The 15,504-nt window shown below is 58.9% G+C and carries 12 protein-coding genes; 10 read left to right on the top strand and 2 right to left on the bottom strand.

What is annotated here, in order from left to right; all coding sequences use genetic code 11:
- Nucleotides 1–191: 191 nt before the first annotated feature.
- Complete coding sequence (locus ACP15S_RS15210) at nucleotides 192–2,810, top strand: TRAP transporter permease (protein ID WP_425040490.1); 2,619 nt, start codon at nucleotides 192–194, stop codon at nucleotides 2,808–2,810.
- Nucleotides 2,811–2,822: 12 nt separating this feature from the next.
- Nucleotides 2,823–3,248 (top strand): universal stress protein, encoded by a 426-nt coding sequence (locus ACP15S_RS15205; RefSeq protein ID WP_425040489.1) that lies wholly within the window; start codon nucleotides 2,823–2,825, stop codon nucleotides 3,246–3,248.
- On the opposite strand, the gene ACP15S_RS15200 is transcribed toward ACP15S_RS15205, so the two are convergent.
- A complete protein-coding gene (locus ACP15S_RS15200; protein WP_425040488.1) occupies nucleotides 3,245–3,847 on the bottom strand; it encodes a FadR/GntR family transcriptional regulator in 603 nt (200 codons plus the stop codon). The genes ACP15S_RS15205 and ACP15S_RS15200 overlap by 4 nt on opposite strands.
- 530 nt (nucleotides 3,848–4,377) lie before the next feature.
- Between ACP15S_RS15200 and ACP15S_RS15195 the strand changes: the two genes are divergently transcribed.
- From ACP15S_RS15195 to ACP15S_RS15160, 8 genes are all read left to right on the top strand, one after another.
- Nucleotides 4,378–6,165 carry an L-lactate permease gene (locus tag ACP15S_RS15195; RefSeq protein ID WP_425040487.1) on the top strand — a complete coding sequence of 596 codons (1,788 nt, stop codon included), beginning with the start codon at nucleotides 4,378–4,380 and terminating at the stop codon, nucleotides 6,163–6,165.
- Between the two features lie 203 nt (nucleotides 6,166–6,368).
- Nucleotides 6,369–8,480, top strand: coding sequence for a 4Fe-4S binding protein (locus ACP15S_RS15190; protein WP_425040486.1), 2,112 nt, complete (start codon nucleotides 6,369–6,371; stop codon nucleotides 8,478–8,480).
- On the top strand, nucleotides 8,473–10,386 hold the full coding sequence (gene nosZ, locus ACP15S_RS15185; RefSeq protein WP_425040485.1) for a TAT-dependent nitrous-oxide reductase: 1,914 nt from the start codon (nucleotides 8,473–8,475) through the stop codon (nucleotides 10,384–10,386). Before ACP15S_RS15190 ends, nosZ begins: the two co-directional genes overlap by 8 nt.
- Before the next feature lie 3 nt (nucleotides 10,387–10,389).
- Nucleotides 10,390–11,634: a nitrous oxide reductase family maturation protein NosD gene (locus ACP15S_RS15180; protein WP_425040484.1), complete on the top strand. Its 1,245-nt coding sequence runs from the start codon at nucleotides 10,390–10,392 to the stop codon at nucleotides 11,632–11,634.
- Nucleotides 11,624–12,523 (top strand): ABC transporter ATP-binding protein, encoded by a 900-nt coding sequence (locus ACP15S_RS15175; RefSeq protein WP_425040483.1) that lies wholly within the window; start codon nucleotides 11,624–11,626, stop codon nucleotides 12,521–12,523. Before ACP15S_RS15180 ends, ACP15S_RS15175 begins: the two co-directional genes overlap by 11 nt.
- Complete coding sequence (locus ACP15S_RS15170) at nucleotides 12,520–13,341, top strand: ABC transporter permease (RefSeq protein ID WP_425040482.1); 822 nt, start codon at nucleotides 12,520–12,522, stop codon at nucleotides 13,339–13,341. The genes ACP15S_RS15175 and ACP15S_RS15170 overlap by 4 nt, the downstream gene beginning before the upstream one ends.
- The gene (locus ACP15S_RS15165) at nucleotides 13,338–13,853 is read left to right on the top strand and encodes a nitrous oxide reductase accessory protein NosL (RefSeq protein ID WP_425040481.1); all 516 of its coding nucleotides are present in this window, start codon (nucleotides 13,338–13,340) and stop codon (nucleotides 13,851–13,853) included. Before ACP15S_RS15170 ends, ACP15S_RS15165 begins: the two co-directional genes overlap by 4 nt.
- Complete coding sequence (locus ACP15S_RS15160) at nucleotides 13,850–14,761, top strand: FAD:protein FMN transferase (RefSeq protein WP_425040480.1); 912 nt, start codon at nucleotides 13,850–13,852, stop codon at nucleotides 14,759–14,761. The genes ACP15S_RS15165 and ACP15S_RS15160 overlap by 4 nt, the downstream gene beginning before the upstream one ends.
- A gap of 36 nt (nucleotides 14,762–14,797) precedes the next feature.
- Here ACP15S_RS15160 and ACP15S_RS15155 read toward each other — a convergent pair whose 3' ends face one another.
- Nucleotides 14,798–15,490 (bottom strand): Crp/Fnr family transcriptional regulator, encoded by a 693-nt coding sequence (locus tag ACP15S_RS15155; protein ID WP_425040479.1) that lies wholly within the window; start codon nucleotides 15,488–15,490, stop codon nucleotides 14,798–14,800.
- Nucleotides 15,491–15,504 lie beyond the last annotated feature (14 nt).

Genomic DNA, 15,504 nt, shown 5'->3' with positions numbered 1-15,504 from the left:
GGGCCCCCGTGTTGCAAGAAAAAAGCCCGAGGTCAGCGTCTATCGACCAGTATGCCATCACGCGTCATGCAATGCCGGAAAATGCGCCTGCTCAACCGATGCAGCGCAGGTCTTTCAAGGCATCCGGTAAGATTTTGCTTGCCACTGGCCGCCTTCACACGCAGCCTTGAGAAAAAGGACAGGGGGCCAGAATGGCACAAGACACCGACGCGCGTTCCGCCGACGATATGGTTGCAGAAGCCGACACCGGCGCGCGCAACCCGTCATCGAGATGGCAAGCCAACCTCATCATCGGCACCTGCATCGTCTGGTCTTTGTTCCAGCTCTATATCGCCTCCAAGGTGCCCGGTGTTCTCGCACAAGCCACCGGCATGAACATCTTCGCCAATATCGTGGCGCAAGCCCGTTTCGTGCACCTCGCCTTCGCTATCATGCTGGCAACGCTTGCATTTCCGCTGTTCAAAACGTCGCCCAAGGATCGCATTCCCGCCTATGATTGGGCGCTGGTCATCCTGGGCGTGGCTTCTTGCCTCTATCTCGTTGTGTTCCGGTTTCAAATCGCGGACAGGCCGGGCCTGTGGAGCACATCTGACATTGTGATGTCATCGATCGGGATGATGGTCCTGATGATCGCGGTCTACAGATCCCTCGGCCTGCCGCTTGTCATCATTGCAAGTACATTCGTGGCCTTTGCCTTCTTTGGCGGCTACTCGGAATGGGCGCGAGAGATCACAAACTATGGCGGCGCCTCGCTCTCCAAGGCCCTTGGGCACTATTGGATGCAGACAGAAGGCGTCTTTGGTGTGGCGTTGGGAGTCTCGACCTCGATGATCTTCCTCTTCGTGCTCTTCGGCGCATTGCTGGATCGGGCCGGGGGTGGCGGTTGGTTCATCAAGGTGGCCATCGCGCTGTTGGGCGCTTTGCGGGGCGGTCCGGCCAAGGCGTCTGTCCTGTCATCCATGCTGACCGGCATGATCTCAGGCTCCTCGATTTCCAACACGGTGACGACGGGGACCTTCACCATCCCCTTGATGAAACGCATCGGCTTTCCTGCGGAAAAAGCGGGCGCGGTTGAGGTTGCCTCATCCACGAACGGTCAGCTGACGCCGCCTGTCATGGGCGCGGCGGCCTTTCTCATGGTCGAATACGTCAACATTCCCTATATCGACGTGGTCAAACACGCGTTTCTGCCCGCGGTGATCTCCTACATCGCGCTGCTCTACATCGTGCATCTTGAAGCGCTCAAAATGCAGATGCAGGGCCTCAAGAAGGCCGGGCGTCACATTGGCCCCGCGCTGATCCTGATCTTGTTCCTCTCTGGCTTCATTTTCTTGGGCGTGTGCACCTATGCGATGATCCTGCTCAGAGCCTTGCTCGACGGGTTCATGGCTGAGAGCGTGTATGGCGCTCTGGTCATTGTCGCCGTGCTCTATCTTGTTCTGGTCTACTTTGCCTCGCGCTATCCGGATGTGTCGATGGACGAAAACGACGGTCCTCTGGAAGCCCCCCGGCTTACACCCACGTTGATCGGGGGGGCCTATTTCTCGCTGCCGATCTTCATTCTGGTCTGGAACCTGATGGTGCGGACGGACAACCTCGATCGGCTGTCTCCATCGCTGTCGGCCTTCTGGGCCACGATTTTTATGATCATCGTCGCCTTGACCCACCGGCCCCTCAAAGCCTTCTTCCGCGGTGGCGGGATCAGTGCCGCCACAACCCAGGGCTGGCGTGATTTCATTGACGGGCTGATCCTTGGCGCGCGCAACATGATCGGCATCGGTGTGGCCACAGGGGCCGCCGGAATCATCGTCGGCACGATCAGCCTCACCGGCGCGCATCAGGTGATCGGACAGGTTGTCGAGCTGGTTGCAGGCGGCAATATCTGGATCCTGCTGATCCTCGTTGCCGTCATGTCACTGATCCTCGGGATGGGCCTGCCCACGACTGCGAACTACATCGTTGTTTCGTCCCTGATGGCGCCCGTAATTCTCAGCGTTGGTGCGCAAGCCGGGTATATCTTCCCGCTCATTGCAGTTCATCTTTTCGTCTTTTATTTTGGGATCCTCGCGGATGACACGCCACCGGTCGGGCTTGCCGCCTATGCGGCGGCGGCCATCTCACGCGGCGATCCGATCAAGACCGGGGTGCAGGGCTTCGCCTATGATATCCGCACGGCGCTCCTGCCCTTCCTGTTCATCTTCAACACGGATTTGCTGTTGATTGACGTGGGCTTTGCGAAAGCCATCCTCGTCTTCTTCATATCCCTGATTGCGATGCTCTTATTTGCCGCCGCAACCCAAGGCTATTTCATATCGAAATCGCGAAAATGGGAGAGCGCGGCACTCTTGTTTATCGCCTTTATGCTCTTCCGACCGGACTTCTTCCTCGATCAGATCTCAGAGCGCTACACTACCGCCCAAGGGCCCGCCGCCCTGGCGCTGATGGAAGCCACCCCCGAAGGCAAAGAAGTCCGCATTACCGTTCAGGGCCCTGATTTCGATACCGCCAAAGTAAGGCCCGTGACGATTGTCTTGCCCTCTGCGGGCGCAGGTACGCTTGATGCGGAAGGATTGCTGGTGCTGGAAGAGGGCGACAAGCTTCTGATCGACGAACCCTTCGGCGGCAGCGACGCCATTCAACCCATATCGGGGCAGGAGTTTGACTACTACGGCGATTCTCCAGTCGAGATCGTGAAGGTCGAGATAGAAAATGATCGTATGCCGAAGGAACTCTTCTTCATTCCTGCGCTGCTGCTGCTGGCGGGGCTTGTCCTGATCCAGCGTGGGCGCGCTACGCAGCCTGCTTTCTAAGGAGGGCGAAACATGTTCAAGACACTTCTCCTGACCGTCGATATCAATGATCCTGAAGGCGGGGCGCGTGCGGCGCATGCGGCGGCAACAATGGCCAAGGCTGAGAACGCCAAGCTCCACATTCTCAACGTGATCCCGGATGCTGGCATGGCCATTGTCGGGGCGTCTCTCAATCAACAAATCTCCAAGGACGTTACTGCCAAAGTCAGGACCGCTCTCGCGGATTGGGCGAAGGCTGCGATCCCTGAAGCGATTGATACAGAGCTGCATATCACCCATGGCACCGTCTATGATCAGATCATCAAGATGGCGAATTCCTTGAATGCAGACGGGATTTTCGTGGGGGCCCATCGCCCCGAACTCAAGGATTATCTCATTGGACCCAACGCGGCGCGCGTTGCACGGCATGCGACCCAATCGGTCTTTGTGATCCGCTAGCTGGGCGCGCCTTCAGGGTCCATGCAGAGCTTCGCGTTGTCCAGATTCTTCTGAATTTGAGCAAGGCGCAGCTCGACCGCCTCCAGTTCAACAAGCGCTTCGCGGATAAATGCCAAATGCAATAGCAACGCGTCGCCCGCCGCAACCCCATCCTTGCGCAGAATGGCATCGATAATATCACCCTGCTGATCGCGCAAAATGCGCCGTGTGACTTCCGAGCCGTTCAGGCGCAGCCTGTTTTGCCGTATATTCTCCTGAATCCGTTCCCCAAATCCATCGGCCAGCTGGCACAACATGTCATTTTGGGTGGCACTGTAGATGGCAGCATAGAGCGCAACTTCGCTTGCAATTGCCGCCTCGATATCCACCACGCCACAAACGGCCTCAATCGACACAGCACAGACACGGAGCTTGTCGCAATCCGCGTCGCTCCGTTGGTCCGCCGCCATCTTGACCGCCATGTAATCCAGCGTCGCCCGCAGCTCCAGCGTGTCCTTGAATTCATCCACATCGAGCGCGGCGATCTGATCGGCAACCTCCCGTGTTGAACCGGGGCTGGTCTTATCAAGGGGAGGTTTCGCTTGTGTCAAAAGGCCCACGTCTTTCCGCACTCGGGATGAGTCGCGCATAACAAGAATCGGCGTGCATTGTGATCAACTTCTGATGAATGTCGTGTGAACGACATCAGACCTGAACACACAACTCGCACACTCGACATTGCATTAAAGCCTTTAAAATAAGGAACATCTCGCGATGTGCACACTAGAGCAAAATCCTCAAAATCTCCAGTTTTTCGCCAAGGCCTTTTGACGCATCGACTCAAAAGGTAAATTTAGTTTACCATTGTATACCAAGTGAAATCCCGCTCCGCACAAATAGACTCGTGCCGCGATGACCGGCACATGCACTGCAGAGGCTATTTCACACGAACGATCCCGGCAGCCGGACGTGCACGGCAGTTCACCGGGCATGCGTGTCGCAGGTCAACAAACCATCAGACACGCCGACTGATCTGGACGTGATCAGCCGCAAACAGGGTGAAACCGAATTGATCCGGCAAGGCGATACGCCACCGGATCGTGAACTGGGCGGCAAGGTTCGCCCAAGCCCGTTTGGGATGGAGGAAGATATGTCCCCAGTACTCAGCTTTTTGTTGGCGTTGCTGCCAATTGCGACGGTGTTTCTGCTACTCGTCGTCCTGGCCCGTTCCGCCAAGTTTTCCATGGCTGTCGCCTATGGTGTGACGGCCTTGACGGCCTTGTTTTTGTGGGGGACAGCCCCCGAAGTCGTGGCCGGCGCGTCTGTGAATGGCGTCGTGACCGCAGTCAGCCTGCTATTCATCGTGTTTGGCGCGATCTTGCTGCTTTATACCTTGGAAGAAAGCGGCGGCATCCGGTCAATCCGGCTTGGCTTCGCCCGGATCTCGCCAGACCGTCGCGTACAAGCCATTATCATTGCATGGCTTTTTGGCGCGCTGATCGAAGGCGCATCCGGTTTCGGGACACCCGCGGCCATTGCTGCTCCGCTTCTCGTCGCTATGGGTTTTCCTGCCATGGGCGCGGTGATGATCGCCTTGATCATCCAATCGACGCCGGTCTCTTTCGGCGCTGTGGGCACGCCCATTCTGGTTGGTGTAAAGACCGGGCTTGTTGACCAACCACTGGTCGAAGGCGCGATCGCACCCATGGGCTTCATGGACTACTTGATGCATATCGCAACAAATGTTGCGATGGTGCATGCGATGATCGGCGTGCTGATCCCGCTTCTCATGGTGGCCATGCTCACACGCTTCTTCGGTGAAAAACGCTCCTTCCGCGAAGGTCTGCGCGCCTGGAAATTCGCGCTCTTTGCAGGTTTTGCCTTTACGGTGCCCTACTACATCATCGCAGCCCTTCTGGGCCCGGAATTCCCCTCGCTCGTGGGTGGCATCATTGCTCTGCTGATTGTTGTGCCTGCCGCGCGCAAAGGCTGGTTCCTGCCGAAAGATGACTTCCAATTCCCACCCCGCGCGGAATGGGAAGCCAACTGGAGCGGTGATCACCACCAGGAACAGCACGAAGACCCCCCTATCCATGGCCGTGTGATGCACACCATGCGCGCCTGGGCGCCCTACGGTGTCGTCGTGGTGCTGCTGGTGCTGACGCGCACGATCCCCGAGATCAAGGCTCTGCTTGTCTCGCCTTCCGTGACGCTGGCCATGAGTGATCTCTTTGGCTCGGGCATTGGTGTGAAAGTCACGCCGCTCTACCTGCCAGGCTCGATCCTGATTGCAGCTTCGCTGCTCACGATCCCGTTGCACAAGATGCCGATCAAGACTTATAGCCACGCGTTCCGCGCCGCGGTGCGGACCATGATCAAGGCCGCGCCCGCACTTTTGCTGGCCGTGCCCATGGTCAAGGTCTTCCTGAATTCGGCTTCCGAAAGCATGGCGAGCATGCCCATCGTTCTGGCCGAAAGCATTGCGGCGGCTGCGGGCGAAAGCTGGTCACTGTTTGCACCGACAATCGGGGCCATGGGCGCCTTTGTTGCCGGGTCGAACACGATCAGCAACATGATGTTCTCGCTCTTCCAGTTCTCAACGGCTGATCAAATTGGTCTGGGTGCAGCTGGTGCGGCCATCGTTGTGGCCTTGCAAGCTGTGGGCGGTGCTGCGGGCAATATGATCTGCGTGCATAATGTGGTGGCAGCCTCCGCGACCGTGGGCCTGATCAACCGCGAGGGTGAGATCATCCGCAAAGTCCTGCTGCCCCTGAGCTACTACCTCGTGCAAGCGGGCCTGATTGGCACCGCGCTGATAGCGGGCGGGCTCAATGGCTGGTGGATTGCCGTAGTGGCATGGCCTGCTCTGGTCATTGGGGCTATGGCGTGGAAACGCACGCCCAAGAGCACTGAGGCTGTAGGCGTGCCGGCTGAGTAAGGCTCTCATAACGCAACACAAACCCAAGCGTCGCGCCTCTCGCGCGGCGCTTTTTTGTGAACGCCAGCAGTGGTCAAACCTAACCAAAGTCAAGGTGGTTTCCGGCCAGATTTTGACAATCGGGGCCGGAGGACACACGGCCCATGCGAAGACTTGCTGCTACTCAAATATTGGCGAGCCTGTGCCTTATGGCGTTTTGCGCGATGGCATCTTCAGTGCAGGCTGATACGCTCGCAAAATTCCTGCCAGACCTTACAGCGCAAGACTTTGTCGCGGATGCCGACGGTTTTGGCGCGATTGATCCCGAGAGCAAGACCGCTCCCGTGCTCAAAGGCGGTGACACGGTCGCGCATGTTTTTCTGACCTCAGATTTCGTGGGCACCACGGGGTATTCCGGCAAGCCCATCCATGTGGTTGCAGGTATTGATGCCGACGCGGTGCTCACAGCCGCATATCTCGTCAAACACTCCGAGCCCATTGTGCTTATTGGCATTCCTGACCGGAAGGTGAAAGCGCTCACCGAAGGGTACCGCGGGCTGGACCTCAAAGCCGAGGCGGCCTCGGGCGGCTCCGCCCATGAGCTCGACATCATCTCGGGCGCCACGGTCACGATCATGGTCATCGACGATTCCCTTGTCCGTGCCGGGATCAAGGTAGCCCGGATGCTGGGGCTTGGCGGGCTGGAAGCGCAAGTGGCCGCACCGCGCCGCGAGGTGGACCGGAGCGACGAAAGCGTCAGCGATTGGTTCACCCTTCTGGGAGATGGCTCGATCAGGCAGCTCTCCCTCGACATTGGGCAGGTCAATCAGGCCTTTACCCAATCGGGCGATCCCAAAGCCGCCGAGCGCCCTGAGCCAGGCGATCCCGGCGACACCTTTATCGAGATGAGCGCCGCCCTTGTCTCCATGCCGACGATTGGCCGGACGCTGCTGGGCGATGCGGAATACGCCAATCTTCAGGATTGGTTGGAAGAGGGCGAGGAGGCCATTCTCGTCGTGGGACGCGGCCCTTATTCCTTCAAAGGCTCAGGCTATGTCCGTGGCGGGATTTTCGACCGCATTCAGCTCATTCAGGGCGATCGCGGCTTGCGGTTCTTTGACCGGGATCACAAACGTCTGGGCCGGATCGCGGCCCCCGACGCACCGGCATTTACGGAGCTTGATCTGTTCAAGATCCCGGCGGATGCCGAGTTTGACCCGGCTGAGCCCTGGCGCCTGCAATTGCTGGTGCAACGCGCCACCGGGCCTGTCGAGAAAGCCTTTCTGACCTTCGATCTGGGCTACCAATTGCCCGCACGCTTCATCAAAGCCGCGCCGGTGGTCCACGCTGCCGTGGAAGATGAGGCCACAGCCAAGACCGAGCTGTGGCAGCGAATCTGGCGCGACAAGACGGTCGAGATCGGTGTGCTTGGCGCGATGCTCCTGACGCTCACGGGCGTGTTCTTCTTCCAGAAGCAAGTGACGCGCAATGCGCGCGCCTTCTATTGGTTCCGCATCGGTTTCCTGACGGTCTCGCTCGTCTTTCTGGGGTGGATGACCAATGCACAACTCTCGGTGGTCAACCTCCTTGCATTGGCGGGATCGCTCAAGACTGGATTTACTTGGGAAGCCTTCCTGCTGGATCCGCTGGTCTTCATCCAATGGTTCGCCATTGCCGCCGCCCTGCTCTTCTGGGGGCGTGGCGCCTATTGTGGCTGGCTCTGCCCCTTTGGCGCGTTGCAGGAATTGACCAACAAGCTGGCGCGTTTCGCCCGCGTCCCGCAGGTGCAGCTGCCCTGGGGCCTGCATGAGCGGCTTTGGCCTCTGAAATACATGATCTTCCTGACGCTGTTCGCCGTCTCGCTGGGCTCGCTGGGCCAGGCGGAGCAATTGGCGGAGGTCGAGCCTTTCAAGACAGCCATCATACTGAAATTCGTGCGCGACTGGCCCTTTGTGGTCTTCGCCTTGGCGATCCTCATCGCCGGGCTGTTCATCGAGCGGTTCTATTGCCGCTACATGTGCCCGCTCGGCGCCGCACTCGCGATCCCCGCGCGCATCCGCATGTTTGACTGGCTCAAACGCTACCGTGAGTGCGGCAACCCTTGCCACACCTGCGCCAACGAGTGCCCCGTCGAGGCCATTCATCCCACCGGTGAGATCAACCCCAATGAATGCATCAACTGCATGCATTGCCAGGTGCTCTACCAATCCGAGGCCAAGTGCCCGGTCATCATCAAACAAGTGAAACGGCGCGCCAAGGTGGCCGCCTCGGGAGATCCGCTCGCGACATTCGCAGCGCATCCCGGAACCCTCAAAAAGGAGGCTGAACATGTCTGAAGAAGAGAAAAAAGCCCGGATGCGGTTAAACCGCCGGCAATTGATGAGCGCTGGTGCCGTGGGTGCCACTGCTGCCGCCACGGGAACCGCATGGCTGGGCTCCGCCACGCCTGCGCGGGCGGCAGAGGGCCATTTCAACCTCGCACCGGGTGAGTTGGACGAATACTACGGCTTCTGGTCCTCCGGCCAGACGGGCGAAGTGCGGATTCTGGGCTTCCCGTCCATGCGCGAGCTGATGCGGATCCCCGTCTTCAACCGTTGCTCCGCTACAGGTTGGGGCCAGACCAATGAGAGCCTCAAGGTCCTCACTGAAGGCCTCCTGCCCGAAACGAAGGAAATGCTCGCCAAGCGCGGCATGAAAACCTACGACAACGGCGATTTGCACCACCCGCACATGTCCTTCACCGACGGGACCTATGACGGGCGTTACATCTTCGCCAATGACAAGGCCAACACCCGCGTGGCCCGGATCCGCTGCGATGTCATGAAGTGCGACAAGATCATCGAGATCCCCAATGCCGCGGATATCCATGGTATGCGTCCGCAGAAATATCCCCGCACAGGCTATGTCTTCGCCAATGGCGAACACGAAGCGCCGCTCGTGAATGACGGCTCTGTGCTCGACAAGCCTGAGGAATACGTCAACATCTTCACCGCCATCGACGGCGATGAGATGAAGGTCGCCTGGCAGGTGATCGTGTCGGGCAACCTTGATAACTGCGATGCGGATTATCAGGGCAAATATGCCTTTGCCACATCCTACAATTCCGAGATGGGCATGAACCTTGCCGAGATGACCGCAAATGAGACGGACCATTGCGTCGTCTTCAACATTGCGGCGATTGAAGCAGCCGTGGCTGCGGGAGAAGGCCAGATCCTCAACGGTGTGCGGGTGCTCGATGGGCGCAAGACTGCCAATTCACAGCTCACGCGCTACATCCCGATCCCCAACAGCCCGCATGGGTGCAACGCAGCGCCGGACAAAAAGCACATCGTGATCAATGGCAAACTGTCTCCGACAGTCTCCGTCATCGATGTAACGAAAGTCGATGCGCTGTTCTCCGACAATGCCGACCCGCGCTCCGCCATTGTCGCCGAGCCCGAGTTGGGCCTTGGTCCGCTTCACACCGCGTTTGACGGGAAGGGCAATTGCTTCACCACGCTGTTCCTGGATTCGCAGGTGGCCAAGTGGAACATGGACAAGGCGATTGAGGCCTATAACGGCGCCGATGTGGACCCGATCATCTCCAAGGTCGATGTGCATTATCAGCCGGGCCACAATTCGACCTCCATGGGCGAGACCGCTGAAGCGGATGGCAAGTGGCTGATTTCGATGAACAAGTTCTCCAAGGACCGGTTCCTCAACACCGGACCACTCAAGCCCGAGAACGAGCAGCTCATCGACATCTCCAGCGATGAGATGAAGGTCGTGCATGATGGCCCAACATTTGCCGAACCCCATGACAGCATCATCGTGCATGCCTCCAAGGTGAATCCGGTGAACGTCTACAGCCGAGATGACCCCTCGTGGGAGGATGCGCGCCAACAAGCGGCCGCGGATGGTGTTGATCTTGAGGATGGTCATCCCGAACCAATTCGGGACGGCAACAAGGTGCGGGTCTACATGTATTCCATCGCGCCGGAATTCAGCCTCGAGAAGTTCACAGTGCAACAGGGCGATGAGGTCACGATCTATGTCACCAACCTTGATGACATCGACGATGTGACCCACGGCTTCTGCCTGTCCAACCATGGCGTCGCCATGGAGGTCGGACCGCAACAGACCGCGTCCATCACCTTCACGGCAGATCGCCCCGGCGTGCATTGGTACTACTGCCAGTGGTTCTGCCACGCGCTCCATATGGAGATGCGCGGCCGGATGTTCGTCGAGCCGCGGGCGACCTGAGAAATGAGGCTGTGGCTGAAATTAAGTCTGCTTGTGTGTCTGTCCGGCCCTGTGGCCGCGGCTGGCACGCAGCTACAGCCTCTCCTGGACGCAGCAGAACCGGGCTCGGTTCTGCTGCTCCAACCCGGCCAGTATGCTGGCCCGGGGATTATCGAGAAGACCCTGACCCTCAAGGGGCAGGAGGGCGTGTCGATCATCGGCAATGGGGAAGGCTCCGTGTTGACAGTGTCCGCGCCAAACGTGCATGTGCACGCACTCCATATCACCGGCTCTGGCGACAGCCATGAGACGAAGGACGCAGGCATCACCCTGACCAAAAAGGCCAAGGGCGCGCGCGTGACGAACACTGTTCTGCAAGGCAATCTCTACGGCATCGACGTGCATGGCGCGCAAAACGCACGCGTCGAAGGCAATGTGATTGAAGGCCGGCAGGACCACCGCATGAACCGGCGCGGCAACGGGATTTACCTCTGGAACGCCGCAGGCACAGAAGTAGTGGGCAATGATGTCCGTTGGGGGCGCGACGGGATATTCGTCAATACCTCCAAGCGGAACCTATTTAAAAACAATCGCTTCCGCGATTTGCGATTTGCTGTGCACTACATGTATGCCAATGACAGCGAGGTGTCGGGTAATATCTCCATCGGCAACCATCTAGGGTTTGCCATCATGTATTCGCGTAATGTGCGCGTGATCGGTAATGCCTCAATCGGGGACCGGGAGCATGGCGTGATGCTCAATTTCGCCAACCGCTCAGAGGTTCGCGACAATTATGTCAAAGACGGCGCCACCAAATGCCTCTTCGTCTACAATGCCCACAAAAATACGATCACCAACAACCGGTTCGAGCGCTGTGGCATCGGCGTGCATTTCACCGCAGGCTCCGAGCGCAACAAGCTCACTGGCAATGCTTTCATCGGCAATCGCACCCAGGTCAAATACGTCTCGACCAAATGGCTGGACTGGGCAGAAGATGGCGTTGGAAATTACTGGTCGGACTTTGCGGCAACTGATCTGAATGCAGATGGCATTGCGGACGGAACGTATCGCCCGAACGACAGCATCGATCAGGTGCTCTGGAGCCAACCTGCGGCGCGGCTCCTGCTGGGCTCGCCCGCTGTGCAGCTGGTGCAATGGGCGCAATCGGAATTTCCCGCGCTGACCGCAGGTGGCGTCATGGACACACGGCCCCTGATGTCTCCCATCACGCTGGAGCCGCCACGTTGGGGAGAGCAGCATGAAGGCTAACCACGTTCTTGCCATTGAGCAGATTACCCGCCAGTTCAGCGGGCAAAACGGCATTCGGGACATCTCACTTGACGTGCGCGCTGGCGAACGTCTCGCGCTGCTCGGGCATAATGGCGCGGGCAAATCCACCTTGATGAAGACCATTCTGGGGCTTTTGCCTCTTGAGACGGGATCAATTTCAATCGCGGGCCATTCGCCGGGCAGCAAGCCTGCGCGCAAGGCCGTATCCTACTTGCCGGAATCCGTGGCCTTTCATCCGTCCCTGACCGGGCGTGAGCAACTGTACCTCTTTGCCAAGCTGGCCGATGTGCCCCGCGCGCAGGCGGACGCGCTTCTGGAGCGCGTTGGGCTCAGCGATGCCGCCGGACGGCGCATTCGCACCTATTCCAAGGGCATGCGCCAGCGCCTCGGCATGGCTCAGGTCTTTCTGGGTCAGCCCATGCTGGCCCTGTTGGATGAACCCACAAGCGGCCTCGATCCGATTGCCCGGCAGGATCTCTACGCACTTGTCGATGATCTGAGCGCAACGGGCGCTGCTGTTATCATTGCGTCCCACGCTCTGACGGAAATTGAAGCGCGCACTGATCGGATTGCCATTTTGCGCGCAGGCCAGCTTGTGGCCGATGCGCCTTTGGAGCAATTGACCGCGCAAGCCGCCCTGCCCACACGCATTCGCCTGACAGCTGAGGCTGATGCCGGTCCGCTGCACGATCGCTTTGGCGGCAAACGGATCAATGGCAGCCGGGTGGAGTTTGACTGCCAAGCTTCGCAAAAGATGGACAGGCTGGGCGAAATCGCGGCCCTGGGATCCGCTGTGCGCGACGTTGATATCACGCCGCCGTCTCTCGAAGATCTCTACCGCTACTATTCAACGGGGGGACGCACATGAACGCCGTCGCAGCCCTGGCCGATACGGAATTCCGCATCTTGCGGCGCAACCGATGGCTGATGATCTCCACGATCCTGTTGAGCGTCTTTGCTCTCGCACTTACCCTGGCCGGGACAACAAATTCCGGCGCGTTGCGCGTCGATCTCTTGACCATTTCGGTGGCCTCGATGACGACGCTCGCGGTCTATCTCGTGCCGCTCGTCGCTCTGCTGATGGCCTTTGAGACGATCTCGGGCGACTCCGAGCGTGGCGCGCTATCGCTCATGCTGAGCTACCCTGTCTCGCGCGGCACATTGCTGATCGGGAAGTTTCTGGCCCATCTGACCGGTCTGGCGATTGCCGTGATCATCGGGTTCGGATCAGCTGGCGCTTTGGCTTTCGTGTTGGGCGAAGTTGGCCCCGAAAGCTTGCTCTCACTGGCGCGCCTCATGTGCGGCGCCATCCTGCTTGGCGCAAGCTTTCTGGCATTTGGCTACGTGATCTCGGCCCTGAGCCGCTCTGTAGCGGCATCTGCGGGGGCGGCAGGGTTTGTCTGGCTGATCCTCGTCGTTCTGTTCGATCTGATCCTGCTGGTCGTCGTTGTCTGGGACAATGGCGGGACGTTCAGCCGTGAGGTGTTCCCATGGCTGCTGGCCGCCAACCCGGCGGATGCCCTGCGTCTCTTCACCGTGACCGCCTCCCCGGACCAGGCTTTGGCCACCGGCATTCATACCGCCTCGGATCTCTTGCCCGGTTGGGTCGCCCTCACCTCGCTTTTGGCCTGGCCTCTCATCGGTCTGGCTATCGCCCGTGTCGCTTTTGGTCGGAGGATCGAATGAAACAGAAACTTGTTTGTCTGGCCCTTGTGGTGCTTTGCGCTTGCAAGGAAGAGATCGCCACCCTGCCCGAACCTGTCTCGATGACTGAGGACGCCATCGCGCATTATTGCATGATGAATATCGCCGAGCACCCCGGCCCCAAGGCGCAGATTTTCCTCGATGGCTTTCCCGATCCGATCTTCTTTGCGCAGGTCCGTGACGCATTCACATATCTCGCCAGTGCCGAGCAGGACGGCTATATCGCGGCGGTCTACGTAAGTAATATGGCTGATGTGCCCTGGAGCACACCCGGCGCGGACAACTGGATGCTGTCAGGCGGGGCCTGGTACGTTGTGGGCTCCGAGCGCATGGGCGGTATGGGCGTGCCGGAAATCGTTCCGTTCGCCTCGCAATCCGCGGCTCAGAGCTTTGCGGAAAGCTTTGGAGGTGAGATCTACCAAAAGACCGATGTCCCCTCCGACGCCTATTTGGCACCGGTGGAATACGTGCTCGAGGAGGAGCAAGGCTCATGACCCAATCCCGCAGGCGCTTCCTCCAAATCAGTGCTGCTGCTTCACTTGCCGGGTTGTCCACGCGCGCGCGCGCGCAGGCTCCAACAGCGCGGTGGTCCGGCGCGGCGCTTGGTGCGGCCTCTTCCATCTCAATCGCTGGGCTGCCTCAAAGTGAGGCAGACGAGGTATTTGCTCAAGTGAGCGATGAGATCACACGGCTGGAACGCATCTTCAGCCTGTATGACCCGGGATCCGACCTCAGCCGGCTCAACCGGGACGGCGCATTGGCCGCGCCTGAATTTGAATTGCTGGAAGTCCTCTCCCTGTCTCGTCAGATTTGGTCCGCCTCGCAAGGCGCCTTTGACCCGAGCGTCCAACCGATCCTGCAGGCGCGTTTCTCAGAGCAAGACCCGTCTTTGGTGCGCCACAGCCATTCGCTGTCAGACGTCACGCAGGACGGCAGTCGCATCATTCTCGCACAGGCCGGCATGGGCCTGACACTGAATGGCATTGCGCAAGGCTACATCACTGATCAGGTGACACGGCTGCTCGCACGTCAGGGGCTCAAAAACGTCGCAGTCAATGCAGGCGAAACGCGTGCGTTGGGCCGTCCGGATGCATCGCGCGCGGGTTGGCATGTGGGCGTGGCAGACCCCAACGGGCGCCTCCTTGCACGGCATGTCCTGAACGATCGGGCCATTGCGACATCTGCCTCCAGAGGGACCCTCCTTCCCGATGGGCAAAGTCATCTGATCGATGCGCGCAACGGGCAGCCGCTGACGGGCTATCGCGTCATCAGCATAGCAGCCCCAACGGCAACACTCGCAGACGGCCTGTCGACCGCTGCGAGCTGTCTGTCGCGGGTGGACATTCAGACGATGCTCCAAAACTTCCCGGATGCGGAACTGCTTGTGCGCAGCTCAACCTGACCTGGCGTGAAGTGATGTGTGGGCGTAGTGTGATGCCTACGTTTTCAACAGCATCTGGCGCAAAATCTCCGGGTCTTCGACCTGCGCGATACGGCCCTCGATAGTGACGCCGAACTCTTTCAGGCCTTTGAACGTGCGAGACAACTGCTCCGGGCTCGTACCAATGCGCGCGGCGATGAGCGACTTGTCATAGGGCAAGGTCAGAACTTTTGAATTGCCGTCCTTTGCAATGTTTTCCAACAGGAACATCGCCAAACGCTCTTTCAACGTGCGCGATTTGAGGGCTTCGACCTCATTCACGAGCACGTGCAGCTTTTGATAGAGCGAGCCCAGAACGCTGGACAGGACACCACTGTCTTGTTGCAGAAGTTCGATCAGTTCACTGCTGCGAATAGCGAAGAGGCGCACGGCGGTCATGGCTTGCGCTGACACGGGATAGGGCCGTTCGAGGAGCGCTGCTATCTCTGCCAGGCTCTGACCTTTCTGGAAAACAGCGATCATCGTATCGGAGCCATCACGCTCAACGCGTTTTATCTGAATCCATCCATTCAGAACAATGAAAACCCGATCCGCCTGAGCGCCCTGCTCAAACAAAAAGGCTGACTTCTCGCGTTCGATAATCGAGCCATGAGCGACGATGTTTTCCAACATCGCATCATTCATATTTCTACAAATATCTGAGGATCTCAGCGCTTCACGGTCTTCGATCGATAGGACTGCAACTTGCATGTGCGTGCGCCTCC

The sequence above is a fragment of the Primorskyibacter sp. S187A genome (genome assembly GCF_049800955.1).
Lineage (GTDB): Bacteria > Pseudomonadota > Alphaproteobacteria > Rhodobacterales > Rhodobacteraceae > JAKVBH01.
This window is presented reverse-complemented; position numbering and strand designations above follow the sequence as displayed.